20 protein-coding genes are annotated in these 26007 nt (G+C 53.3%); 13 read left to right on the top strand and 7 right to left on the bottom strand.

Annotated elements, in window-relative coordinates:
- Positions 1-33: 33 nt before the first annotated feature.
- Positions 34-3078, bottom strand: a complete 3045-nt coding sequence (locus tag GmarT_RS00265) for an outer membrane protein assembly factor BamB family protein (protein WP_149302374.1) — start codon at positions 3076-3078, stop codon at positions 34-36.
- A 453-nt stretch (positions 3079-3531) separates the two neighbouring features.
- Between GmarT_RS00265 and GmarT_RS00260 the strand changes: the two genes are divergently transcribed.
- The 4 genes from GmarT_RS00260 to GmarT_RS00245 all read left to right on the top strand — a co-directional run bounded on the left by GmarT_RS00260 (position 3532) and on the right by GmarT_RS00245 (position 8100).
- Entirely contained in the window at positions 3532-4671 is a 1140-nt protein-coding gene (locus GmarT_RS00260) for an FAD-dependent monooxygenase (protein ID WP_002644872.1), read from the top strand.
- Positions 4672-4836: 165 nt separating this feature from the next.
- On the top strand, positions 4837-5349 hold the full coding sequence (locus GmarT_RS00255; RefSeq protein ID WP_002644873.1) for a hypothetical protein: 513 nt from the start codon (positions 4837-4839) through the stop codon (positions 5347-5349).
- Positions 5350-5471: 122 nt separating this feature from the next.
- The gene (locus GmarT_RS00250; protein WP_149302373.1) at positions 5472-6521 is read left to right on the top strand and encodes a hypothetical protein; all 1050 of its coding nucleotides are present in this window, start codon (positions 5472-5474) and stop codon (positions 6519-6521) included.
- A 118-nt stretch (positions 6522-6639) separates the two neighbouring features.
- On the top strand, positions 6640-8100 hold the full coding sequence (locus tag GmarT_RS00245; protein WP_063825422.1) for a hypothetical protein: 1461 nt from the start codon (positions 6640-6642) through the stop codon (positions 8098-8100).
- Positions 8101-8111: 11 nt separating this feature from the next.
- On the opposite strand, the gene GmarT_RS00240 is transcribed toward GmarT_RS00245, so the two are convergent.
- Together GmarT_RS00240 and GmarT_RS00235 are read right to left on the bottom strand one after the other, a co-directional pair.
- Positions 8112-8339 (bottom strand): helix-turn-helix transcriptional regulator, encoded by a 228-nt coding sequence (locus GmarT_RS00240; protein WP_002644876.1) that lies wholly within the window; start codon positions 8337-8339, stop codon positions 8112-8114.
- Between the two features lie 3 nt (positions 8340-8342).
- Positions 8343-8738 (bottom strand): DUF2178 domain-containing protein, encoded by a 396-nt coding sequence (locus GmarT_RS00235; RefSeq protein WP_002644877.1) that lies wholly within the window; start codon positions 8736-8738, stop codon positions 8343-8345.
- 260 nt (positions 8739-8998) lie between these two features.
- On the opposite strand from GmarT_RS00235, the gene GmarT_RS00230 reads away from it, so the two are divergent.
- A complete protein-coding gene (locus GmarT_RS00230) occupies positions 8999-9487 on the top strand; it encodes a metallophosphoesterase family protein (protein ID WP_044236855.1) in 489 nt (162 codons plus the stop codon).
- Positions 9484-10113: a HEAT repeat domain-containing protein gene (locus GmarT_RS00225; protein ID WP_002644879.1), complete on the top strand. Its 630-nt coding sequence runs from the start codon at positions 9484-9486 to the stop codon at positions 10111-10113. The genes GmarT_RS00230 and GmarT_RS00225 overlap by 4 nt, the downstream gene beginning before the upstream one ends.
- Positions 10114-10141: 28 nt before the next feature.
- On the opposite strand, the gene GmarT_RS00220 is transcribed toward GmarT_RS00225, so the two are convergent.
- The gene (locus GmarT_RS00220) at positions 10142-11224 is read right to left on the bottom strand and encodes a formylglycine-generating enzyme family protein (RefSeq protein ID WP_002644880.1); all 1083 of its coding nucleotides are present in this window, start codon (positions 11222-11224) and stop codon (positions 10142-10144) included.
- 345 nt (positions 11225-11569) lie between these two features.
- On the opposite strand from GmarT_RS00220, the gene GmarT_RS00215 reads away from it, so the two are divergent.
- From GmarT_RS00215 to GmarT_RS00190, 6 genes are all read left to right on the top strand, one after another.
- Complete coding sequence (locus GmarT_RS00215) at positions 11570-12211, top strand: hypothetical protein (protein WP_002644881.1); 642 nt, start codon at positions 11570-11572, stop codon at positions 12209-12211.
- A 140-nt stretch (positions 12212-12351) separates the two neighbouring features.
- Complete coding sequence (locus GmarT_RS00210; RefSeq protein WP_002644882.1) at positions 12352-14574, top strand: right-handed parallel beta-helix repeat-containing protein; 2223 nt, start codon at positions 12352-12354, stop codon at positions 14572-14574.
- Positions 14575-14673: 99 nt separating this feature from the next.
- Positions 14674-16311 (top strand): TaqI-like C-terminal specificity domain-containing protein, encoded by a 1638-nt coding sequence (locus tag GmarT_RS00205; RefSeq protein ID WP_052301226.1) that lies wholly within the window; start codon positions 14674-14676, stop codon positions 16309-16311.
- Complete coding sequence (locus GmarT_RS00200) at positions 16311-17096, top strand: MBL fold metallo-hydrolase (protein ID WP_002644884.1); 786 nt, start codon at positions 16311-16313, stop codon at positions 17094-17096. Before GmarT_RS00205 ends, GmarT_RS00200 begins: the two co-directional genes overlap by 1 nt.
- Before the next feature lie 85 nt (positions 17097-17181).
- Entirely contained in the window at positions 17182-17592 is a 411-nt protein-coding gene (locus GmarT_RS00195; RefSeq protein ID WP_002644885.1) for a BlaI/MecI/CopY family transcriptional regulator, read from the top strand.
- Positions 17593-17597: 5 nt separating this feature from the next.
- Positions 17598-20813 (top strand): M56 family metallopeptidase, encoded by a 3216-nt coding sequence (locus GmarT_RS00190; RefSeq protein ID WP_002644886.1) that lies wholly within the window; start codon positions 17598-17600, stop codon positions 20811-20813.
- 17 nt (positions 20814-20830) lie between these two features.
- On the opposite strand, the gene GmarT_RS00185 is transcribed toward GmarT_RS00190, so the two are convergent.
- Entirely contained in the window at positions 20831-21115 is a 285-nt protein-coding gene (locus GmarT_RS00185) for an antibiotic biosynthesis monooxygenase family protein (RefSeq protein ID WP_002644887.1), read from the bottom strand.
- A 306-nt stretch (positions 21116-21421) separates the two neighbouring features.
- Between GmarT_RS00185 and GmarT_RS00180 the strand changes: the two genes are divergently transcribed.
- Positions 21422-23368 carry a hybrid sensor histidine kinase/response regulator gene (locus tag GmarT_RS00180; protein ID WP_002644888.1) on the top strand — a complete coding sequence of 649 codons (1947 nt, stop codon included), beginning with the start codon at positions 21422-21424 and terminating at the stop codon, positions 23366-23368.
- 30 nt (positions 23369-23398) lie between these two features.
- Here GmarT_RS00180 and GmarT_RS00175 read toward each other — a convergent pair whose 3' ends face one another.
- Complete coding sequence (locus GmarT_RS00175; protein WP_002644889.1) at positions 23399-25612, bottom strand: HAAS signaling domain-containing protein; 2214 nt, start codon at positions 25610-25612, stop codon at positions 23399-23401.
- Positions 25609-25971 (bottom strand): PadR family transcriptional regulator, encoded by a 363-nt coding sequence (locus tag GmarT_RS00170; protein ID WP_002644890.1) that lies wholly within the window; start codon positions 25969-25971, stop codon positions 25609-25611. Before GmarT_RS00170 ends, GmarT_RS00175 begins: the two co-directional genes overlap by 4 nt.
- Between the last annotated feature and the right edge of the window lie 36 nt (positions 25972-26007).

Genomic DNA, 26007 nt, shown 5'->3' with positions numbered 1-26007 from the left:
GGCGGTGGAGAATTCCTGCTCTGTTTCGAAAAACTATTTCGCCGTCTGTGTTTCCAGCGCGAACCAGGACTTATTCAGATAACTGCAACTGCAGGCGGCGGAGGCATCGGGGACGAGGACCAGACCACCGGCAGGGATCGCATTGATCCAGCAGCCGGGCCGGACGCCTCCGTAGTTTTCGATGCTGTCATTTTTATTGAAGTCGAAATACCCCAGCGTCGCCGACCGGAAGAACATCATGTTTTCGCAACTGGCAAGAATGCCACAGCCGTAAGAACGTTTGAAGTTGAAAGGCTGAGGCTTGCCCGATTTCAGATTCCAGGCGCCGCCCTGGGCATACACGGTTTTTCCGTTAATCAGCGGCCGCGATCTGTAGTTGGCTTTCGCCTCCCAGGTTTTTTCTCCCGTCGTGCTGTTGAAGACACTCAACCGGCCCCCCTTTTCAGAGGAGAGTTTGAAACTCGTTGGCTGATAGCTCATCAGCAGGGCATCGTTTTCGGCACTGACGGCGATCATCGTGCCATAGATGTCTTCCTTGTTTTTCCACAAGACATAGCCATCATGGATGCTCAGGCATAACAGTTGACCGGTGGCATGTTTAGCAGTTTTAGGAATCGGTTTATTGCGCGTCTCTTTCGTGCGATCAAAATCGGCCAGCGGACGATCAATGAGATAGAGTTTCTCGTTGGCAATCGCAATCGCGTTGTGTCGAATCGAATCTTTCGGCTCGTATTGCCATTTCAGTTTCCGGGTTTTGGTATCAAAGGCGAACAGCCGCGTTGATTCGGTCAACTGTTTCGTCATATCTCCGGTCGTCGCACGATAGCGAAAAGCGACCACATGATTCGGATCTGCGGCGGTGCCAATTAACATACCGTCGTGCCAGGCAATATATCCCCATGGTTGTTTCGTTTTCTCTGCTTTGGAATCTTCGGAGGGAGGGACATCGAATGTATGCAGCAGTTCTCCCGTCGCAGCATCCAGTTGATAACAGTGTTCTTCGTGGCGGATAAATACGGAATCACCTCCCAGGCAATAATTGCTGCCTGTTCCCGAAGCGCCCATCAATTCATCCCCATCGTAGGCGGCCAGCACGCCCTCGATTTTAAATCGCCACAGTTCATGACCGTTATACGCATCGACTGCCAGCAGACCATGATTACCCTCATGAAACAGACGCCCTTTTGAGTACAAAGGGGCAGGACCGCGTCCGTGCCGCGAAGGAATGACGAAATCGAAATCCCGATACCACAACATGCTTAGCTGGCCGTTAACCAGTTTATCGTTACTGCATAGCGTGTTGGCAGCGTCCGCGTACTGATGCGTCCATTCGCCGGCACCTGCAATCGCGCCCCGCTTCTCGATTTTCAATGCGCCCGGTTTCCCCAGACAGATCACGCCGCCATAAGGGCGCTGCAAGCGTTTGAGTTCCTGCTGGGAAAGTGTGGCGGGGTCCTCTGAAAGGGATCTCCCGGAGACGACCAGGTTGGCGACTTTATTCGGCGTATTGGTTTGATCCAGCGACCGCTGCAGCACTGTGACGCACGATCCATACACGCCTGCCGCCGTCAGCTTCTGCCGTGCCAGCGCGACCAGCTCCGGGTCAGCTTCAATGGCGATAATCCGCAACTGCGTGCGGGTCGCCAGTTCATACGCTAAGGCGCCATCACCACAGCCTACATCAAAACAATAACCTTTCTCAATGCCGGTTCGTTTGATGATTTCAGCGGCCGCCCGGGCAGCTGCAGAATCAGTGGGGTATGGAGACTTCACTACTTGTTCGTCGTTACCCGTAGCGGGTACCGCCGTTTTATCACCAAATGCATAGACCGTTCCGTGATCGGTGCTGACCAGCAGTCGTGCGTTGCTGGCCGCCAGTCCGTAAGCGGTTCCCTTCACCGGCGTGGACCACAGTGGCTTACCGTTTTCCAGATCAATGGTCTCAACCAGTCCGTTTGCTCCGGATACAATTTTATCACCCGCGATAATCAGAGCGGCACTGGGCTGTGTCTGCTTCACGGTCCAGATCTGTTTTAAGGCTTTTCCTCGCACCAGCTTGCCTTTGCGGTCCGGGCTTTCCGTGTCGATCCATTGATAGCGTGAAATGCTTCCCCGGCTCGCCTGTACCAGGCCATCTGGTGTCGCCACTGTGGGACCAGGTGTTGACTTGGCGATGGCTTCCCCGTCGGCTGCTTTAAATACCACGCCGCTGTTCAGAAACAGATCGCCGGCCACAATCGTATCGCCGCCCCCCTGTGCCCGGTTTTTCTGCAGGTGAAAATATTCGAACTGACCGTTCAGGCGATTCATCGACGCAGGCACGGCACGACCAGCGGGCACCAGCAGATGATCTCCGGCCACGGCCAGATACCCTTGAGCCGAGATGCCGCTGTTGGCATCGGCGCCCCCGTGTGGTTGCGGCATATAAATCTGGCCTGAATCCGTGTTCGACCAGACCGGCTTTCCCGTTTTCGCGTTCAAAGCGTGCAGAAAGATACCATCGCTGGGCCAGATTCCCGCAGCATAGTACACGGTATCATCGACGACGACTGCCGCGCCACGGGCCGGCCATTTGGAGATCACACGTTCGTTGCCCACGACCATCTCCGCACGCGGGCCGCCCCGATGTTTCCACAACAGGCTTCCCTCTGCAAGACTCAAAGCATAAAGAAAACCGTCATCACTGGTCACCAGCAGTTGATCCTGCCAGACCGTGGGGGCAAAACGCACGGGACCTTCGGTAAAATATTCCCACACTGGTTTTCCGGTCTGCAGGTCGACCGCCTGAATTTTTCCGGTCGCACTGTCGCCAAAGAAAACCCGATCATCGGCGATGACACAATGATTCACACGGTCATAAGTCAATCGCGTACTGCGAGGCCAGGCGGACTGAATGGCATGCGAATTCTGAATACGCCACTGCAGCGCCAGTTCTCCAGGCAGGTCGTCGGTTGTGAACCCGCTCCGCTGCGCGTCGGCCCGGTATGCGGGCCAGTCGGCTGCCTGCATCCGTTGTTCCACCTGACAGACTGCCAGACAACACGTAATAAACAATAGAATGGCTCTCAGGTTTTTCATGCGTAATCGTTCCTGCTGCGGAATCAGTCAGTGTCAAAGTCGACCTGTTCGGAATCGTATGGCTTTGCAGCCTGCGTTACAGTTTCATCATTTCTACAAAGCTCTGCTCTCGAGTGTATCACTCCTCAAACCCTCGGGAAACAGCAGCACAGAGAAGAATTTCGCACTCTCTTCAGGTTTCCTGCTTTGTTAAATTTGTGATGAATAAGTCGTGAAGCTTCTCGGTATATTTCATAAAGAAAGTGGTCCCATCCGTCTTTGATAACCGCAGTCGGCGCGCTCACAATGTTTGTCCCTTCCGATTTGATCACAGAAGAATAGAGTGAACCCGTTGATCATGGCGACTTTACGGGGTCATTTTCCCGATTTTTCTCGCACGGGAAGGCGCCGGTCTGCTACAGTACACAAATGCGCAAACTGGATCATGGGCCCCTTTTAAGGTGAGAAGGTGATATGCGGATTTTGATTATCGGCGCCGGCATTGGTGGCATGACTCTGGCCGCGTTACTCAAACAGCGGGGTCTGCAGCCGACGCTGATTGAAAGGGCGGCCAACTTCGATCACGCGGGTTACATGCTGGGGCTCTGGCCCCTCGGTTATCGGGTGCTGCATGGACTGGGTCTGTACGAAAAATTCGCCGCCGACTGTGTGGAGTGCAAAGATTACGAAGTCCGCGACAATCACGGCGAACTCGTCAAGCACTGGTCGATGGCGCCCATCGCGGATCGTTTTGGACCCAATCTAAGCTGCACGCGTCCGCAACTGGTGAAGCTGCTGCATTCTGCACTCGACGGCGTCGACCTGCGGTTCAACACAACTTTTCAATCGATAAGTCAAACGGGAGACGAAGTTGCCGTTCAGTTCAGTGATGGTAAGATTGAAACCTTCGACCTGGTGGTAGGCGCGGACGGCCTGCATTCCAAAGTTCGCCAGCAGGTGTTCGGCGAACAGCCTTATTATCACACGCACTGGGGAGGCTGGGTCTGGTGGGTCGATCCCGCGCAGCTGCCACGGGAAACGTTCATCGAACACTGGGGCGCGGGCCGTTTCTTCGGCATCTACCCGACCAGAGACGGAGCCGGCGTGTATGCCGGCGCACCGGTGGCCGGGGAGTTCGGCGAACAGAGCCCGGGTCGAAGAGACCGCATCCGCGCGCAGTTTGGCGGCATGGGGGAACTGACTGACACCTGCCTGGCCGCGCTGCCCGATGACAGCGAAGACCTGTTTTTCTGGAAACTCTCCGACGTCCGCTCCCGAGAATGGGCGCGCGGCCGTGTGGTGCTGCTGGGCGATGCTGCCGCCGGTTTCCTGCCGACCGCGGGCATTGGCGCGTCGATGGCAATGGAGTCCGCCGCCGTGCTTGCGGATGAACTCTCGCGGACGAACAACGAGTTTATAGAACATGCACTGTCACTGTATGTCAAACGCCGCAAACACCGTGTGGAGAGCACGCAGAACGACTCACGTCATCTGGCCAAAATGATGTTCATCAAATCCGCCACCGTCGCCCACATCCGCGATGTCGCCACGAAATTTTATTCCCTCGAACAGTTGGCCAGTTCCATTGCGAAGGCCTTCGATGAACCGATTTAACAGAGACCGAAATCCGGATGCACCACCGCGCCCAAGAGCTTTACATACTGCGCCTTTCGAGGGTAGATTCGCTGCCGGAAGGAGGTGTTTTCAGCTGGGAAAACAGGATGCATTGATCCATACATTCAAAGCCAGATTGACATTAACCAGGAGTGAGAGATCAAGATGAATACTTCTGTATGGAGTGCAGGCTGGCCAGAGCGGCTGCGGTCGATCATTGGGACACAGGGTGAGAACGATGTGTTTCAGTTCGTCATGCTGCGGAAAGGGGAATCGTTCGGAAAACTGCTGGGTACAATTCGAAAAACAGCGGAGGGTGATGCAGCCAAAGAAATCTGCCTGCAGCATCTCATTCAAACGTTTTACCTCGATGCGCACGCAGCAGGTCAATTGCGTGAAGCGGTTTGTGAATCTCTGGCCCGCAGTTTCTGCCAGCACATGTCTTCCGGCTGGAATACCGGGAAGAAAATTCGCGAGCGCCGCATCGATGTCCAATCCCGTTGGGAATTTCCGAGCGTCGTAACCCATCAGAACTGGGAATTTGAGGACTGGCAACAGTTCAGAACACAAGTCTGGAGTGATCTGGAAGAAATGAACCCGCCGGCAGACTGGTGCCCCGCGGATTATCAGGACCCCCTGCTGCAACTACTGTTCGAGAAACACTGGCCTATATCCTGATAGACAATTTCCTGTTCCAGCTACAATCCATTTGAAAACCAGTGCCGGCTCTGTCAAACTGGAAGGAACCGTTTCATACAGGGAACGCTGATTCTGTCCGATTGGTTCAAGAGGAGTCTGTGATGAAAAGTTGTCTGAGGTTGCGTTGCCTGACATTGTGTTGTCTGTTCTCCGCGGTATCAGCAGTTGCGGAAGAGCCACAACCGATCACAATAGACATCAAAGAATTCAGCGAACTGAAACCGGCTGAACAGAAAGCGTTGATCCTCAAAGCGTTTGCACGTCGACTGGAGCATGCAAAGAATCTCTATTATGAAGTCGACCTGACCGGGCTGATCTATGAAAACAAGAATGAACAGCCTGGAAAATTGCGTACAAAGACTCCCTTCAGAAGATGTCGACACTGGTTGCTCGAAGACTCATACCGGATCGACTCAGATATGTTTCGCCCTGATGAAGAAGAAGCAAATCAATGGGTTTCTGACAGTTATGACGCTCAACAGCGCATCACACGTGGAACAATTATTAATAAAACACACTCTTTTGGCAGGATTGATAGAGTACATGATCGCGTTATCAGTGACAATCATTATATCTACTGGTTACGCGGTGAATATCCTGACAAATCCGAATACCTGTTTCAGGATATGATTGATCGCAAAGCGAGTTTTGAAATCCGGGCACCCGTGGACAGTGGAAAAGTACAACTTACTGTAAAGTACCAGCCTTACTGGACTAACAAACCATATGGAAGCCGAAAAATGATTCTTGACCCGGAGCGGGGTTTTCTTCCCATCCGGGGTGAATCACGCTGGAGAGAATTCCCCGGCTTGGAGCGAAAGCCAAGCTATCGCATCGAGCGATTTACGGTATCCAAAAGCAAGCTTGTAGAAGATGTCTGGATGCCAGTAGAAATTCGGGAGGATACGATGACCTCATCTTTACCTCAAAGTATCTCTACCCTGGAAATAAAGATCACACGCATTGAACAAGGAAAAGTCAAACCCGCTGATTTAGTTGTTCCATTTTCAGATGGCATGATGATCGTTGACACAATCAAAGGTGTCTCTTATGTGTCCGACGATGCAGGAAAACCAACCGGTCCTGTCGAGCCATTGTATTATGGTCCCCCACCTGTGGCTCCCAAGAAAAAGTCTAACGAACCTCAATGAGAAATAGGCGAGTTCGTTTATTCCATTTGAAAACCAGTGCCGGCTCTGTCAGACTGGAAGGAACCGTTTCATATAGGGAGCGTTGTTTCTGGCCGTCTGTTATTTTGAGGAGCCTGTGATGCGAAGTTGTCTGAGGTTGTGGTCTCTGGTTTTGTGCTGTCTGTTGTTGTGGTCTGCTGTGCCGGTGGCTGCGGAAGAGCCAGAGCATATCGGGGCGCGGCGGGAGCTGTTTGTGGATGACTGGATGATTCACAGTCTGGACAACGCGCGGCAGGAACTGCATCATCCGCAACCCCAGGATATCGCGATTACCTATGACGGGCCCGCGGAAGGCAATACCAGCTATTACGTGCGCATCCTCAAAGATGGCGACAAGTATCGCATGTACTATCGCGGGTCGCATTATGACTGGGAACAACGCAAACGCGGACATGCCGAAGTGGTCTGCTACGCCGAGAGTGATGATGCGATTCACTGGACCAAACCAGACCTCGGGCTGTTCGAGTTCAACGGCTCGAAACAGAATAACATCGTCTGGTCGGGCATCGGTGCGCATAATTTCTCGCCGTTCGTGGATACGAACCCGGCCTGTAAAGCGGACGAAAAGTTCAAAGCCCTGGGTCGCGGCAAGGGCGGGCTCTACGCGTTCGCCTCACCTGACGGCATTCACTGGCAGTTGATGCACGACAAACCGGTGATCACCAAAGGAGCCTTCGATTCGCAGAACCTGGCGTTCTGGGACGAGCATCGCGGCCGCTATGTCGATTTTCATCGTGCGTTTTCGAATAAAGTGCGGGCCATCATGACGTGTACTTCGGATGATTTTCTCAAATGGACGCCGCCTACACTGATCGACATCAAAGATTCGCCGCCTCAACACCTTTATACGAACGCAACGATCGCCTACCCGCGGGCCCCGCATCTGTTTCTGGCGTTTCCCAAACGCTTCGTTCCCAGTCGAAAAGCGGCCTGGCATCCGGACCCGAAAAATAATCATCCCGGCGTCAGCGATGGCGTGCTGATGACGAGTCGCGACGGGAACACCTGGAAACGCTGGGACGAAGCCTTCCTGCGACCGGGACAGAACCAGGAACGCTGGTGGCAGCGAAACAATCACATCGCCTGGGGCATCACCACCACACCCAGCCCGCTGCCCGGCCATGTGCCCGAACTTTCATTGTATGCAATTGAGAACTACTACGTCGGGCCCTGCCGATTAAGGCGGTTTACACTCAGGCAGGACGGTTTTGTTTCGATCAATGCCCCGTATACCGGCGGTGAAATGACGACACGGTTGATTACGTTCGACAAGTCCCAAGGGGATACGCCGGTCGAACTGGAACTCAACCTCGCGACCTCCGCAGCGGGCAGCGTGCAGTATGAACTGCTGGATGAAAGTGGAACGCCGATTCCCGGCTTCACATTGAAAGAGAGCGAAGAATTTTACGGCGACGAACTGGCACACACGGCGACCTGGAAAGGCAAAAGCGATCTGAGCCAACTGGCGGGGAAACCGGTGCGGGTCCGTTTTGTACTGAAAGACGCCGACCTGTATTCGCTGCGGTTTCGCAATGAATGAGCGGCTGGCTGTTACGATTCGTCAGTCAGTTGAAATATCTCCTCAACGGGGACATCAAATGTTCTGGCGATCCGTAACGCGAGAGCCAGCGAAGGCGAGTACTTTCCCGATTCGAGTGCGATGATCGTCTGCCGGGTGACGCCGACATGACTTGCCAGCATCTGTTGCGTCATCTCGTCGTGTTCAAAGCGAAAGCGACGGATCTGATTGGTAAGCTCGGCACGTTCTCGGGCGGCCATCTGTTATCCTCGCGCGTTCTGAATCAAAGTTGCCAGTGAGGTCACTCCCACAAATAACACCATCGCATAGAAGACGCTCAACTGTACGACGATGACGGGGATGTTTCCTTCCTGCCCATAGACGAGTGGGGAGAGTAGAGCGGCGACCAGAACAAATACGAGCCAGAACGCGGTATAACCCAGTAGCGTGGCACGTCGTTGTATCAGAATATCCCGCTCATCCGTGACCACTTCGCTGGCGCTCTTGCGATAGAATACAGGACCCAAACCAAGCAACCCCGCCAGTCCCAGTGCCCCATTTGCTGACCAGCCCAGAAATGGATACAGGCAGGCAACCAATAACAAAGTTCCCCCAATGACTGCGATATTGAACCAGGCATGTTTTTGCGTCGCGGACATCGTAAAGCCTCCGTTGAAAAAAGATCTTTTACATTCACTGACCACACATACAATGTAATGCTTGCATTACTACATGTAAAGTTTATTTTACTTATTATCAGCAATTTAAGGTAATATTTCAAATCCATCTCGATTCCGGCAGTTGGTGTCACAGACGGTGGTCTGCATGGGAACAGCGGAAGATGAGCAGAGCAGATTGTTTTCTGAAGCCACGCACATAGAATGAAAATCAGGGCATTCCTCTAGAATTGGGAGAAACTGTGCGAATCGGAATTCTGTCAGACTCACACAATCACCGGGAACGGACAGAACGAGCTGTGGACCTGTTGCGTGAGGCAGGTGCCCAGGCGCTGTTTCACTGTGGCGATCTGGCGAGTGAAGAAATCGTTGCGACTTGTGCGGTGCTCCCCTTTTATTTTTCGCTGGGGAACCATGATGCTGACATGGTGCGCATTCTGGAACGGGCGGCGGACCAGCATGGTGCGCACTGCCTGGGCTGGGGTGGGGAAGTGACGCTGGCCGGGAAACGGATTGCCGTCGTGCATGGTCATATTAGCCGTGATCTGAAGCCGCTGCTGGAAGCAGAGCCGGACTACCTGCTGACCGGGCATTCGCATCAGAGTCATGATTTTCGTGCAGGAGCCACCCGCCGCATCAATCCGGGGGCACTCTTCCGGGCGAAGGTATTTACCGTCGCGATACTCGATCTGGCAACCGATGAACTGGAACTGCGGGAGGTGGCAAGATGACGTTGCCACGATTTCAGCTGCGCTATAATCGTTCCGGTCTGGGTTGTCTCCTGATGTTCTTCGGCGCGCCGCTGCTCTTGATTGTGTTCTGGCTGTATGTGCCGAAAGGCTGGCTTCTGCGCTGGGAGCTGGAACTCCAGTTGCGTCGTTTTGCCCGCACCACGATTCAGATGTCCGACCCGTCAGTGATCCCGGTGCTGCAGGAGTATCTGCAGCACGAGGACCCGCAAATCAGAACCATCACGGTTTTCGTAGCGGGTGATTTTTTCGACTATCATCAAAATGAAAGTCAGCCTCTGGTCGCAACACTCTGTCAAATGGCGGAACAGGATCAAAATAACTCGGTGCGGGCATATGCGCTGGTGACATTGCGCAAAGTCCATTTTTCTTCACCCGAAATCGATCAGACCATCTTGAAATTACTTGATGACCCGCAGCAGACGATATGGCCTGCCGCCGAGGAACTGCTGCTGACTCGCATCACCCGGGAACTGGAGATGTCTGCGGAACTGTGCCGGACCCGTGATCGGTTAATGCCCTACCTGGAAGACGGTGATCCGAAACACAGTTCCACAAAAAGACTCAAAGCGTTTCTGGAACGATGTGAAAAGAGCGAACAGAAATAAAATCACGGCTATTAACAAATCCGCTGTCTCACCTGCGAGGCACACCCAGGCAGATGCGAAAGCCGTCGCGGGAATCGGAGTAGGCCGGGCCCTGTAACCCTAGGCGGACGGCGCAGCGGGCATTGCCGGGGACGTCGAAGTAGTTGCCGCCCCGACAGACGGGACGCGGGTTCTGTTCGACGACATACAGTTCTTCGTGTCCCCCTTTGGGATCGAAGTCGTCGAGGACGATCTCCCAGACGCCGCCACACATGTCGGCCAGTCCGAAACCGTTGCGACCTTTTTCGCCGTACTGATCGACGGGGGAGACGAAGGCAAAGCCATCGCTCCAGGGCGCATTCGCCAGTGGCCAGATTTTGTTGCGGCCGGGCAGAAAGTCGACGGCGGAAATATTCAAGCGGCCTTCGCCGTCGCGGAGATCGTTGCCCCACCAGAAGTAGTGGCTCTCTTTGCTGCCTCCCCGACACGCGTAAGCCCATTCGGCTTCGGTGGGCAGACGGTATTCCAGTCCGTCCGGCAGCCGTCCCGCTTTGCGTTCGCGTTCCGTGAGCCATTTACAGAAGGCGCGGCCGTCATTCCAACTGACACAGACCACGGGATACGAGTTCCGCAGCGGGAAACCAAAATTCGGATCGCGCCAGCTTTTGCCTTTCATGGAGATCCAGGGATGCGGGGGTGCTTTGGCGGTGATCTTCCATTCGGGATCGAAGACCTGCGTCTCGCCGTCGGGTTGCTCGGCGTCGGTGACGTAGCCGCTCTCCTCGATGAAACGTTTGAACTGCCCCACGCTGACTTCGGTACGGCCCATCCAGAAACCGTCTTTGACCTGCATCGGTCGCGGCTGTTCGCCTTCATACGATTCCCGTTCGGTACCCGGCGTCGCACCCCCTTCAATGCCGGTCGCCCAGGCTTTTTCTTCGGGTGTACTACCCATCATGAATTTGCCCGGCGGAATATACAGGACTTCCAGAGAAACATCGCCGCCCAGATCAATCTGTTTCGCGGTCCCCTGCTGCGGCGGATCTGAGGCATGAGACGGGTTGCTGATTTCCCATGTAAGAACAAGAGACAGACAACAGAGCAGCAAACGACAGACGCGGGAGATTCTCATCGGGTGGGTTCCTTGTTAAAGTATCTTTTGCTGGCAGGACGTCTCAGGCAGGAGTCATCTCTGAAGCAGTTCACGCTCGAAGACAGAGGCATTCCTGAATCCACAATTAAAGGAAGTTAAGAAAATCGTACCAGACGGAAACAGCGTGTCAACAGGCGAGTTGAAATGTCTGGGTTTATTGAAGCGAAAGCCTTTCGAATTTTAACAACTCACCCAGGAGAATGTGTTTTGAACCGATTTACGATATTAACATGCAGTGTTATTTTCTGTTGTAGCTGTAGCGATGCAGAACAGGCTGAACCCGCACCCTCCCTGGAGAAACCAGAGGCTTCCGCAATAGAATCGGTGTCCTCCCCAGCGGTCATTGATCCACATGATTTAATTGTGCCGGGAACGCTCACCGTTGATGTGATGGGGTTGGCTGTGCCGAAAAGAGCGGAAGAAATTGGACGGAAATTCAAACAGGCACTCGCCAAAAATCCTGACTGGTTTCTGGAACACAGTAAAAACAAAAAACCCGGCGAACCACTGCCTCACGATGAGCGGATGGGGATTTCAAAAGAAGAATACGAAGAATTTCTCAAACTTTCTCAGAAAACGACGATGCGGAAAATGAAGGAAGCACCCCTGATCATCACGCAGAAAGAGGAAGATGTTTTTGAGTTGGATGGCGGAACAGAACTGTCCGACTTCACCGGTATCGTGATTGACTTGAAACAGGATCAGGTTCAAAGCCCGTTTGGTACCCTGACAGAACGCTCGATCATCAATGCGCCGGAAAGCACCGCACTCGGCGCCTGGAACGGCGTCCAATGGAAAGGGAACCTGACTGAAGCTGATGGCGTTACGGGATCAGTCGCCAAGTTGGCCATGGGTAAAATCAAAAAATCGGGGCGGTGTGTGATCTACTACGATGTCAGAAAAATCACTCCGGGAGAGAAAACCCACATTTCACATATCCTGAACTATGATGCACCGCAGAAATAATGCTGTCAGAAACGCGGGAACAAGAGGCGGGTCTGAGTAATGTCGTTTGACGGTTCCCGGTTTGCCTCATATAGTCGAAGGTGTAACGTGAGCATACTGTTTCACTGCTACTGGATTCTACTTCCTGCCGAGTGACGATTATGAAATACTTTCTTGCTGTTTTGACCTGTGTTCTTGCTGTCAGTCTTACAAGTTCCGTGAACGCAGATTTGAATCTGTATGTCAAAGCCAATGCGACTGATGGGAATGGAAGCAAAACGAAACCCTTTTCGTCGATTCTGGACGCGCGGGATCAGATTCGCAAAGCGCGGCAAAACGGGAAGTTAAAACCGGAAGACAAGGTGACGGTGCATATTGAGCCGGGCGTGTATTCTTTGCGCATGTCGCTGATGTTTGATAAAAATGATAGCGGCACGAAAGAGAATCCCGTGGTTTATCGGGCGACGAAACCGGGGAGCGTGCGAATTCAGGGAGGTCAAACTCTGGATGCCGGCGCATTTCAGCCTGTCACGGATACGGCAATCCTGAAACGGCTGCCTGAAGAAGTCCGCAACAAAGTCCTGGTCTGTGATCTGTCGACGGTGGTCAAGGAACCTTTTGCCGAGTTCAAAGCCTCTTATCGGGGCGTGCCTGTCGGGCCGTGGCTGTATGTGAATCATCGACCGATGACACTCGCCCGCTGGCCGAACGCAGATGCTGCAGATGAGGGCTGGGCTTCGTTTACGAAAGTCATCGATAAAGGGCTGCCCGACCCCAAAGCGAAAGATCCGGCGAAGCAGAAATCGCATCCCGGTGCGTTTGTGTTTGATGATCTGCGCCCTGCCCGCTGGAAGCTGGATGAGGGTGTGTGGCTACTGGGGTACTGGACGCACGACTGGAGTGACGAAGTCATTCGCATCGCCGACTACGATCCGCAGCAGAAAATCATCAGGCTGGCGGCGCCACACAGTTACGGCATCATGGGGGGCACCTGGGGTGCAAAAGCACGCCGGTTCTTCGCGCTGAACGTGCTGGAAGAACTCGACGCGCCGGGGGAATGGTATCTGGATCGTGTGAACAAGCAGCTGTATCTGTACCCGCAGGGAAAGCTGGACTACGCTGAGATTGTGCTGGCGACGTTAACACAACCTCTGATGCAGGTGCGGGGCACAAAACACATCCGGTTCGAAAATCTGAATTTTGAATATGGTCATTCGGAAGGGGTCTCGCTGAAAAATGCCGAGGGCGTTGAACTGGCGGGCTGCGTCGTGGCGAACCTGGCGAGCGGCGGCATCTCGGTGTCGGGCACACAGAATACGATTCGCAGTTGTGATCTGTATCACCTGGGAACGCGGGGCATCACACTGAATGGCGGCGATCGGAAACAACTGAAACGGGCCGGGAACCGGGCGATTAATAATCACATTCACGATTATGGTCTGTTTCAGCGGACGTATGCTCCGGGCATCTACGCGGGGGGTTGCGGACAGATTGTGCAGAACAACTGTATTCACGACGCGCCACATAATGCGATTCTGTATGGCGGGAATGAAAATCTGTTTGAGCGTAATGAGATCTACCGCGTGGTGATGGAGACCGGCGATTCGGGTGCGTTCTATACCGGTCGTGACTGGACGACCCAGGGAAACATATTGCGTCACAATCTCATCCACAACCTGGGAGGCGGGGATGCAGAGCATGTGAATACGATGGGCGTCTACCTGGATGACTGCGACAGCGGCGACACGATCGAAGGGAACGTCTTCTATCGTACGGGGCGGGCCATCATGATCGGGGGCGGACGCGATAACCCGATTCTCAATAACCTGGTGATCGACTGCCCGATCGGACTGCACGTCGATTCGCGGGGCATGACCTGGAAGCAGTGGAATGATCCCAAATCGTCAGGCTGGAATCTGGAAGAGAAGGCCGAAGCCATGAACTACAAACAGCCGCCGTGGAGCACAGAGTATCCGCGTCTGGCGAAGATCATGGCCGACTCGCCGCGGGAGCCTTTGTATAACCCGATCCGACGGAACGTGTTTGTAGACTGCAGCAAAGAGGTCTGTCACATGGATGGCAATGTGAAGAAGCTGCTCGACAAATTCGAAATCGAACACAATCTCGCCGTGAATACAACAGGCGCGAAAAACGGCATTGCGATGACGAAAGACCTGAAAGGTTTCACCAATTTGAGTGGTTCTCAAAGCAAACCCATTCCACTGGGCATGTCTGTTGACATTAGTGGACAGCTGAAATTGCAGCAGGACCCAAGTCTGCTGAAAGCAAAGGCGTCGTTTGAAGCGATTCCCTTCGATAAGATTGGCCTGTATCGCGATGAATATCGGAAAGAATTACCGAAGCGAGATCCTCATTCCTATTAAACCGTTCAAACCCTGTTTTCTTATTCACTTGAGTTCACTAAAATCGATGCTGATTTCGTGAACGACCCAGGCAGGCTCTCTGGTAGAATGAGGCACTACGTGGCTACGGATGAACTTGCTGTACTTTCGCTGACGATTGCAGACGCCGCGGATTCGCTGGGTGTTTCGACAGCATCGGTGCGAAACTGGATCAAGGCTGGTTATCTGGTCTCGACCGAGCGAGGGAGTATCACGCGCGATTCATTCCATGAGTTCATTGAACATGTCGCCGGCCAGGAGAAGCTGGTTGCCCGTGCCAATAAATCACAGAAGGACAGCCACGACCACGGTGCGCTTTCCCTCCGGTATCGACAGATTTTGTCAGAGAAGGAATTTGACGGCGATCAGATCGGCGATCAGTATCAGGCATCCCTGTCGAACACGTATCGCAATCAGGAAGGCATTTATTATACACAGGACTGGATTATCGAACGTTTCTTCGCGCATCTGCCTGAAGACCGGGAGGGGTTGACGTTTTGTGATCCCTGTTGCGGTTCCGGCAACTTTATTCTCGCAGCGCTCGAACAGGGTTTTACAGCGGAAAATATTTTTGGTTTTGACATCGATCCGGTGGCGGTTGCGATCACCAGGCGTCGTCTGTTTGAACGGACCGGCTTTGATTCACCAAATATTCAGTGTGCTGATTTTCTGGAAACCAGTCTGCAGGCCGGACAACCTCCGTTTGATGTCATTTTCACGAATCCTCCCTGGGGCAAGAAGCTGAATAAAGCGCAGAAGCAGTCGTATGCCGTTCCATTCGCTGCGGGAAACAGTCGCGATACCTGTTCGCTGTTTTTTCATGCGGCGCTGTCGCGGTTACAGCCGACAGGTTATCTGGGTTTCCTGCTGCCCGATGCGTTCTTTAATGTCGCTGCGTTTACCGATGTGCGTGATCGGGCATTGGCGCTGGATATCAAAGCGCTGATGGATTTTGGCAAACCGTTTCCCGGTCTGGTGACCAAGGCGAAAGGGATTGTCCTGCAGAACCAGGCGAACCGGAATGAACCGATCTGCTGCGAAGGTTTGACGGAAACCACAGTCCGTACGCCGAGTTCGTTTCAACAGAATCCGAAATCGATTCTGAATTTCTCCTGTGCACCGGAAGAAGCAGCGACGATCGCGCATCTGTATGCACTGGATCATCTGAAACTGTCTAATCACGCGCGGTTTGGACTGGGAATCGTCACCGGGAATAATAAAAAGTACTGTGTCGCGTCACCTCAAGCCGGTTATCTGCCCGTGTATAAAGGCGCCGATCTGCAGCCGGGGTCTCTGCGGGAACCCTCCACGTATCTTCCTGCGGACTTCTCACTCTATCATCAGGTGGCGCCCCGGGAACTGTATCAGGCACCGGAAAAACTGATCTATCGCTTTATCTCGTCGCGTCTGGTTTTTCATTATGACACAGCGCAGTCTTATTTTCTGAACAGTGTGAATATGCTGGTAACGGAACCGGAATTTCCGATCACCGGCCAGCAACTATGCCAGATCTTGAACAGCCGCGTGATGAACTGGCTGTTTCAATCCATCTTCGAGACGCATAAAGTTCTTCGCGCCGATCTGGGTGCGTTACCGATTCACACGCGGTATTTTGAACGGTATGATGAGTTTGACGAAGCCCGTTATTTGAATTTTCTGGGCATTGAAGAGATCGAGTCTGGCGGGTACTGCATCAAAAAGAGTGGAGAGTCAGCGTGATGAAAACCGAACTGCTGCATGCGAATTTTGGCTGGTTACACGCACCTCCGTTTCCGCCGGCCTGCTGTCACTGTCTGATCATACGCAGCGAAGCCGGGCTGATGCTGGTTGACACGGGGATCGGCATGCAGGATATCGCGTCGCCGGAAGAGCGGGTCGGTACAGAAGCGATGCAGGCCGCCGGCTTTCAGTTTATTGAATCGGTAACCGCGCTCGCACAGATTCAGGAGCTGGGTTATACCGCCGCGGATGTGACCGACATCATTCTCACGCACGGCGATCCCGATCATGTGGGAGGTCTCGCTGATTTTCCGGACGCGCGCGTGCATCTGTCTGCAGAAGAGAAACTGCAGCTGGAAACCGACGATCCCCGCTATCGCAGCGCGCAGTTTTCGCATCGCCCGCAATGGGTGACTTACGACATCAACGACGCCGACTGGTTCGGAATGCCGTCCCGCTGCGTCGATACTGCCGTGAACATCGATGTGCGGCTGATTCCCCTGTTCGGTCATACCGGCGGCCACTGCGGCGTGGCGGTAGAGACGGAGGGGGACTGGTTCCTGCATGTGGGGGACGCCTATTATCTGCGGGGAGAACTGACTGACCCGCGGCATCCGATTGGCGAGCTGGCTGCGTTTCGCGCGACCGATAATGCAGAACGACTCACATCACTGGCGCGGCTCAAAACGTGCATCGACGCGCACGGCGATGCTTTCGCATACTGCGGCTATCACGATACGAGTGAGCTGCCCGCTTCCGTGCCTGCGTTCGAAGAGATTTGCTGATTTGAAAAATCCCTGTTGACATACCTACAATGCGTAGGTATTAATTACCTACATAACGTAGGCACAACGCAGACAGGAGTTTGACATGGCGAAAGCAGATACCACGCCGCTGACGGAAATTCAGCGCGAGATGATGGAAATCGTGTGGCAACGCGAAGAAGTGACGGTGAGCGAAGTGCGGGAAGCATTGTCGACCCATCGTCCCCTGGCCCGCAACACGGTGCAGACAATGCTCGTGCGGTTGGAGGAAAAGGGCTGGCTTAAACACCGCGAACAGGGTCGGACGTTCGTCTATTCAGCGAATCGCCCCCGTACGCTCTCGCTGGGCGCCAAAGTTTCTCAGATGGTGGATCGTCTGTTTGCCGGTTCTCCCGAAGAAATGGTGACCGCGCTATTGGAATACCGGGGCCTGTCTGCCGACGAAGCCGAACGCATCCGTGCGATGATTGAAGCTGCGGAAACAGAGCCAAAGCAAAAACCCAAACGACAGAGGTAAGCTCGATGAACGCGTTTGATTTCTGGAAACCCGGTGATCTGCTCCTGCTGGGGAGCGTGAATGTACTGCTGCAGGTCACGTTTGTGACGGCCCTGTTTCTGGTACTGGCTGCCTTTCTGCGCCGCAACCCGACTGTTCGCTACGGTCTGTTGTGTACGGCACTCATCCTGATCATGCTGAGTCCGGTGATCACACTGGTCATACAGTCTTCCGGAAACAGCCTGTTGACCTTTTCGCTCGAAACAGAGGATGCAGCGAGCCGCCCGAGCTCCGAAGTCAGATATGTTCCTGTCGAAGTCGATGCACTGCCTTTGATGTCCTCCGCCGGGAATCGAGAACGACAACACTTTGCCCGGTCTGCATTGCCTGATCCGACAGAACCGGGGATGCTCAAACGGAAACTGCATTCCGGCTCGGTGCTGGAATTATCAAGGGGACCGAAACAATATACACTCGTCGCGAGTGAGGTTCCCACAACAGAAACAGGGGCGGTTCAGACATTCCGCCTTACATTGCAAATCTTTCTGTTTGTCTGGATTGCGGGTACTGTGATCGCGCTGATCAGACAGCTCACGGGCTGGTACCAACTCACCATCATTTTACGTACTGCGAAAGCCAACCGTCATTCTTCTCTGGCAGAGTCCTTTGCAGAAGCGGGGCGACTGTTTCCACAAAAAAGACTGCCGGAACTGGTTTTATCAGTGCATGTCTCAGGGCCTGTTTCCGCCGGTCTGTTCAGGCCGCGCGTCATTTTCCCGGAACAGCTTGCGAGCCAGATTGCTCCCGAGGCATTGCGGGATATTTTCATTCACGAAATCGCGCACAGTGTCCGCCGCGATCAGGTGATTCTGCTGATTCAAAACCTGGTGTCAGCACTGTTCTGGTTGCATCCGCTTGTAAAAATCTTGAACCGACAACTGGCACAGGCACGGGAAGAAGTCTGCGATAATTACGTGCTGGAGGAAACGGACGCAAAATCGTACAGTCAGAACTTGTTGACATTTGCCAGCCTGATTCAGAACGAACGGCTGTTACCAGGTGCGATTGGTCTGTTTACCTCGCGCTGGAAGCTTGAACATCGAATCGCGGGTCTGCTGGACCGGAAGCGAAGTCGTTTAACCAGGCTCACGAGAAAGAAGCTGCTGTGTCTGCTCGCGCTCTCATTCTGTATGACTGTCGGTATCGCGGCGGGAACCTTCACGTCGGCAGTTGCACAAACCGAGGATTCTAAAAAGGCCGAACCTGTAGAGAAAGGCATTACGGTGCGTGGCACGATCACCACCCACGAAGGCAAACCGGCGGCAGGGGCACACGTCGAAGTCATCGGGTTGAAACCTGTGGATGAGACAAAACCCGATCGAAAAATGCTGGCAGAAGGAGTGGCAGACCAGTCAGGTCACTACGAACTGACGCTGACAATGGATGAGCCGAAATCGTACAGTCAGATGAGACTCCACGTCAGGACCGAGCACTCCGGATTGTTCTCGCGGGCCAAAAAATGGCAAGGTGATCTCATGACGGTCGATTTGAAACTTCCAGTACCATTAAACGGCATCATCCAGTTCGTCGATGCGGAAGGACGGTCTGCGAAAAATTTATCGCTGGAAACGCAACTGCTCAACTTTAAAATCTCGGCGACTCCCAGCGCCGCCATTCAACCGTTACAGACTGCAGATAAGCCAGTCAAACGCCCTCAGAAAATAATGAACGTGGGTCCTGATTCCATGCTGCACTTCAGTCCCTGCAAAACTGATGACCAGGGCAAACTGTTGCTGAACATGTTTGATCTGCGAAGAGGCGTCACCCTGAAAATTACCGGCTCGGAACAATTCGCACCGCAATGGGTGATCATCAATTCGGGTCAACCGGAAGAACGCAGCAAACACGACGGAACGTATCGTGACATTATCCGAAATATCAAGCCGGGAGAGACGTTGACGATTCCTCTCGCACCGGCACAATGGTTTTCAGGTCGTGTTCTGCTGGGTGATACAGGGAAGCCGGCAGCTAACACGCGAATCAAAATTTGGGCCAGCCAGCAGGAAAAGCATGGGTCGATGGTTTCGATTGAAGGCAAGACCGACGCTGCGGGAAATTTTCGTTTGAACCCCCGACCAGGGGTCCGGTTCGGAATCATCGCCTATCCGCCACAAGGCACTCCCTATCTTACACGGGAAGTGAAAGACCTGCGCTGGACTCCTGAAACTTCGAAAAAGATTGAGATTAAACTCGACAAGGTCGTGCTGGCAGAAGGCTTTGTCCGCGATGCAAAGACCGGCCAGCCGTTAGAGGGGGCAGCGGTCCAGTACTACCCGGAGAGCGGCAATAACAAGCGGGATCGGGAAGACATCATTGCCGGCTGGCAAAGCATTCAGAAAACGGACAAAGCAGGCAAGTTTCAGATTCCCGTTTTGCCGGGGCCGGGAACCCTGCTCGTACATGCTGCTGATCGAAAGTATATTCTGCAGGAACAGGGGACGAGAGAATTACACGAGAGAAAGCCAGGGGGCGCGCGGATTTATGCACACGCCTTTCAGCGGATCCATCCCGTGACGGGAAAAGCCTTAGAGCCCTTGCAGATTGATTTGCAACCCGGAGCTACGGTCGCTGGTACACTGATCGATCCATCCGGTAAACCCGTGCCGCATGCGCTGGTACTTTCGCGTCTGAAGGTCTCATCCACTTCGCCCGACTGGTGGCGCGGTGATTCGGACAAAGCGAAGAACGGGACATTCGAATTGAAGGGGCTACGCGAGGGCGAAGAATACCCGGTCTATTTTCTCGACCCAGAGCATCGGCTGGGCGCTGCAGCGCTCATCAGTACGAAGAATCTGGCTCCTCGGATTGTGCTGAAACCGTGTGGCGCTGCCACCGCAAGATACGTGGATCAAAAAGGAAAACCGATTGCTGATGAGATGCTGGGGGGATTGCGACTGGTCGTCACGCCGGGCAAACCTCAATATGATCTGCAGGCGGTTCGACGGGGAGAAAAACTGGCTGACGAAGCGTTCGTCGCTAATATTGACCGCTTGAATTATCAATCACCGACCACATCCACCACCAATGCGCAGGGAAAACTGTTTTTTCCTGCGCTGATTCCTGGTGCCCCTTACCGACACGTGGAGATTGTCGACGGGCATCCTGAAATCACGCACGAGTTTATACTGCAACCTGGTGAGCAGAAAGACCTGGGTGAGATCGAAATCCAACTCAATGAGTGACTGCGGCCCACTTTGATTTAGTGCTTGTAAATCTTGTGCCGTGGACGATCGGAGAGGATTTCTTCTTTGCCCCAGTTGGTGACAGCGCGGAAGGCATCACTCTGGATGAAGTCTTTGAAGGCCTGCTCGTCCGACCATTCGCTGGTGATCATGTACGAGGCATCGTCGGCAACATCTTTCCACAGGTGAGAATTGTCGTGCCCTTCCGCTTCATTCAAAGCAGCAAGCACGCTGGCGAATTTTTCTTCAAATGATTCCTGTTTCCCTGCGATAACGTGATAATTCATGCCAACGGTGATCATGGATCAATCTGCTCCTGAATGGATTCTGGTGTTCATAAAGATTTCGCTCATCTTAGTACACAATCGTCCGGTTCACAATCAACATGAATCGAGTACCTGTTCAGCCCCGCTGAGAAATTTGTGCTTGACTTAATTACTTCTATTCTGAAAGCGATTCCCATTTTTTAATGCTTTTACCGGGAAATACCGTTATATAATGACCATTGCGGGCTTGAGTTCACATGATCTTTTCCAAAGGAGAGACTCGGTCCGGATTTCCTGAAATATCTGCAGCTGCAGATACTCATCTAAGCCGGAATCTTTTATATGGACCAACATGGTACAGACTGGTATGCAGCGGCATTGCAGAACCTGACTGACACATTAATTGTAGCCAGTCTTCAAAAGCAGGTCATGCTCTTGAACTCCGCCGCCGAACAGCTGACAGGCTGGAAACAGAGTGACGCACAGGGCAAAGCTGTTTCTGAGATCCTGGAGTTTTCCTGTAAGTCTCAGACGCTTGATCACAGCCTTCTGCTGGAACCGGTCTTCCAGTCTGGCCTGTCAGTGAATATCCCGGACAGGACTTTTCTGAAAGAAAGCCATGCTGCAGAGCATTTAGTTACGGGACGGATCTTACCGGTAAGGGAGGAAAACGGGAACATCATCGGAGCCCTGTATCAGCTGCATACAAAATCTGTTGAGCAGAGTTCTCATCCCAAACTCGGGATCAGTGAGCATGTGTTACACACCTTCATTGAAAACGCTCCCATCGCGATCGCCTTATTCGATCAGCAACTCCGTTATCTGGCGACGAGCCAGCGCTGGTTGCAGGATTACGGTCTGGACGGTGAGATCCTGCTCGGTCGTTCGCATTATGAAGTCTTCCCTGAAATCCCGGAGCACTGGAAAACCGCGCATCAGCGGGCATTGGCTGGTTCTGTTTTACGTAACGAAGAATGTTTCATTCGCGCGGATGGTTCACTGCAGTGGCTGCGCTGGGTGATCCAGCCCTGGCATGAATCGCCGGGTACCATTGGCGGCATCGTGATGCTGACTGAAGATATCACTGAGCGAAAATTACTGGAAGAAGAAAACCGGAAACTGCTGGAACAGTTCGCTGCATCTCAGAAAATGGAATCGGTTGGCAGACTGGCCGGTGGTGTGGCCCATGATTTCAATAATATGCTGAATGTCATTTTAGGCCATGTCGGCCTGGGGCTGCTGGACATTGATGCGAAACATCCCCTGTACGACCATCTCGTGGAAATTCGCAGTGCCGCCGAACGTTCTGCGGAACTGACGGAACAATTACTGGCCTTTGCCAGTCGCCAGGTGATTGAGCCCAGACTGCTTGATCTGAATGAGACGATCGAAGACATGATCAAGATGTTGCGCCGGCTGATTGGTGAGGGAATCGAATTTGTCTGGTTGCCGGGTGCTTCCCTGGGACTGGTCAAAATGGATCCCTCGCAAATCGATCAGATCCTGGCCAACCTGTGCGTGAATGCCAGTGACGCAATCTCCGGCATCGGGAAAATCACGCTGGAGACACGTAACATTGAATTTGATGAAGCGTTCTGCCGGGAGCATCCGGGTTATCTTCCCGGCAAGTATGTGCAACTGGCGGTCAGCGATAGTGGTAGTGGCATCGACCAGGAGACCTTGAAGAATATTTTCGAACCTTTTTTTACTACCAAAAGAGCGGGAAAAGGAACTGGCCTGGGACTGGCAACCATTTATGGGATTGTGAAACAGAACAAAGGTTTGATTCAGGTCAGCAGTGAAGTCGGAAGTGGTTCGCGATTTGAAATCTCTCTGCCTCGGCAGGCCGCGGGGGAGAAAACAAAAGTCATTAAGGAAACATTTGAAACACCTCCGGGCCAAAACGAAGTCATCCTGCTGATCGATGATGAAGCGATGCTGGCGCGCACCACTCGAGATATTCTGGCATCGCTGGGTTACCAGGTTTTGACGGCGACCAACCCTCGCGAAGCGATACAGGCTGCACAGGATTTTCAGGGAACGATTGATCTGTTGATCTCAGATGTGGTCATGCCGGAAATGAACGGGAAAGATTTGTTTAACACTCTGAAGAGCATTCGTCCCGAACTGAAAGTCTTATACATCTCCGGCTATACGGTGAATATCATCGCCGATCATGGTGTACTCAAAGACGGGATCATCTTTCTGCAAAAGCCATTCAGCCGTCATCAGCTGGCCGTCAAAGTGCGACAGGTAATTGAACAGAATAAATCCAGCGACTCCGCCTGACAAACTGAGTATTCTCTACTGCAGATTTACTCATTCCTCTGCTGATCCGGCTTGCTCTGCTGCAGTAACTTCAGGACGTCCGTCCTTGAGCTGATAACTTAACGGTTTACCCGTCTGTGGATCGACGGGAATTTCGGAGAAATACGCGGGAACGAGCTCCTGCAGTCTTTTCGGAAACCGACCGTGCTCCCGGCGATACATTTGGGCTGCCAGAATCGTCAATGCTGCCGCACGCTGGGTTATCGAATCCTTGTGTAAATTCATGAAAGTGTAGGACTCGAATGGAGACATCAACAATAAGGCAGGGAGATATTTGAGCCGCAACTCAGGGGAATCCATCAGGCGATGATACTCTTTATTGTAAGCATCTTCTGCCTCTGGCGTTGCATTGGTAATCGCCTCACTCAAAAGCTCGTTTAAATACAGCAGCTCACGACGCATCTCTTTGCGATCTGCAATCTGCATCGCCAGGAAACCTGACTGGACCTGAAACGGGATCCAACTGTTTCGCTCTGGTTCTTTTGGATCCTGCCTGACCAGAGACGGAATCGTGGAGAGCAACAGATTACGATCATGAATGGAACCCTCTGCCAGTGTCTGCAAACTCTGGAAGCCATGTATCGTAAATCGGCCTTGATCATTACCATCGTCTGTGTAGGCATGCTGTAGCAGATTCTGAACATCCTGTTCTCGGGTTTCACTGATATTGAGTGGTGGCATCGGCATTTGTTGCACTTTTTGAAAGAGAACCTTCAACTGTCGATTATTAAACAGATCTGGATATGTCTCTACGATCTCTGCTGCCAGTTGTGCGCTACGACCTGCCTCTCCATTTGCAGTACTCTGGATGATGGCCCAGGGGCCCGACTGACGGTAATGTTTAACCACATTGATACGCGCCAGCAACAGTTGCAGACAGCGTTCCGCATTCCCCTCTTCCGCTGCCAGATGAATGCCGCCGGTCAACAGGGAGAAGACGTTACTTCTCAGTGCATCAGCTTGCGGCAGATAAATGTTGAAGTCTGTATTACCAGCCGGATTCGCTTCGTATGGTCTGTTTAAGTCCCGATATTCATTGAGATCATTGGCCTGGGGTCGATTGATAAATCCGAGTGCGGGGCGGCTGGCTGCTTGAAGATACATATCGATCTGCTCAGAATGTGATTTCAGATACTTTTTCATATCAGGCCAGTTTTTGCCGGCAGGTCCATCAGTCATCCCGGCAAGATCGAGTTTTGCCGAGTTGATGCGGTCCACTTTTGTCAACATTGAGAGCCCCTGCAGGTAGAGAGGCCAGGCGCGCTCCTCCCTGGGAATCGTGCGGCTCTGCTCATCCAGTTGCTGAACCATATCAAACTTGATTGTGGGTCGTGCGACCATTAATCGAACGGTCACTACGGACCAGGGAACCAGAATGAGGATCAACAGTATTCCCAGTGCCTGCGTGGCGTGACGGCGGGCGCGCCAGCGGAACGGGCGATTCCGCAGACGCGCGCGGCGGATGAGCTTCGCGGCGGTTTTGGGGGAACCGAACGATTCGATCAGCGCTGTTTCACTTTCTCCCTTCTCGATTCCGTCGGCAAAGTGAGCACAAAGTTCCCTGGCCACATCCCGTTTTTCCGCAGGCCAGAGCCGGGATTTCTGTACGACATCCAGCACAACCGCCATTAAGGGTTCGGACAGCTGATAATCCAGCAGTTCTCCCAGCGATTGTGTTTCGTAAACCAGACCGCTTAAAGCAGCAGCGTCACCACATTGGGTGACAATCTCTTCAGGCGTGCGCCCGCCGTCCAGCTGCCACTGCAGAGTCTGACAGACGCGGTTCAGCATCTGGCGGGCAGCGCGTGCTTTCACATGCTGATTGACGACAATCCGTTCGACGGTGGGCCATAAATGAGCGGGCAACGGGGCGTTTAATATCCAGTCGGTCCTGCGTGTCGCACGGATCAAAGCGGCGATGCTTTCCGGTTCACTCAGCTGCTCTACCAGTTGAGGTGCCGCACAACCTTCGCGTAACAGACTACTGCAGGACTTCGCCAGACGGATCGCAACGGTCCAGCGCAGGCGACCGTCCAGACGATCTGCAATTTCCCGGATTGCCTCGACCAGACTTTCAGGCAGGGCACTCGTATCGAGTTGTTCCAGTGGCTCTTGAGGACCCGTGATTCGTCCGCGGAGCAGATGAGAAAGCGGTGTGTGCAGAATCTGTTTCCATCTGGATAGTGAAGCGGAGGCGACGTTCATGCTTCCCCTCCCCGTAACTTGGGCTGTGTGCCGGAGAGGATGCCCAGGCTCTGCATGGCGCTGGTGACGGCGCCCCACTGCGCCGTGTCGCTGGCCAGTCGTTTTTTACCTTTCGCGGTGAGCGAATAATATTTGCGTTTGCGGCCGCTCTCCGATTCCTGCCAGCTGGGACGGATCAGTCCCTGTGACTGCAAATTATAAAGCAGCGGATAGAGCGTGGACTGCCCCATGTCGAGAATGCCGCCCGTCTGTTCGGACAGCGCTTCCACGAGTTCGTAACCATATTTCGGGCCCTCTTCCAGCAGCTTCAAAACCGCCACCGGACCGGCACCCCGCATCAGTTCGCGTTCGATGCGCATGATTGCTTCCTTCCACGAATGGGATTCAGAGAAAAC

Source organism: Gimesia maris (assembly GCF_008298035.1).
In the GTDB taxonomy this organism is placed as follows: Bacteria; Planctomycetota; Planctomycetia; order Planctomycetales; family Planctomycetaceae; genus Gimesia; species Gimesia maris.
Note: the sequence above shows the minus strand (reverse complement) of the source record. Positions and strands in the feature narration are given on the sequence as shown.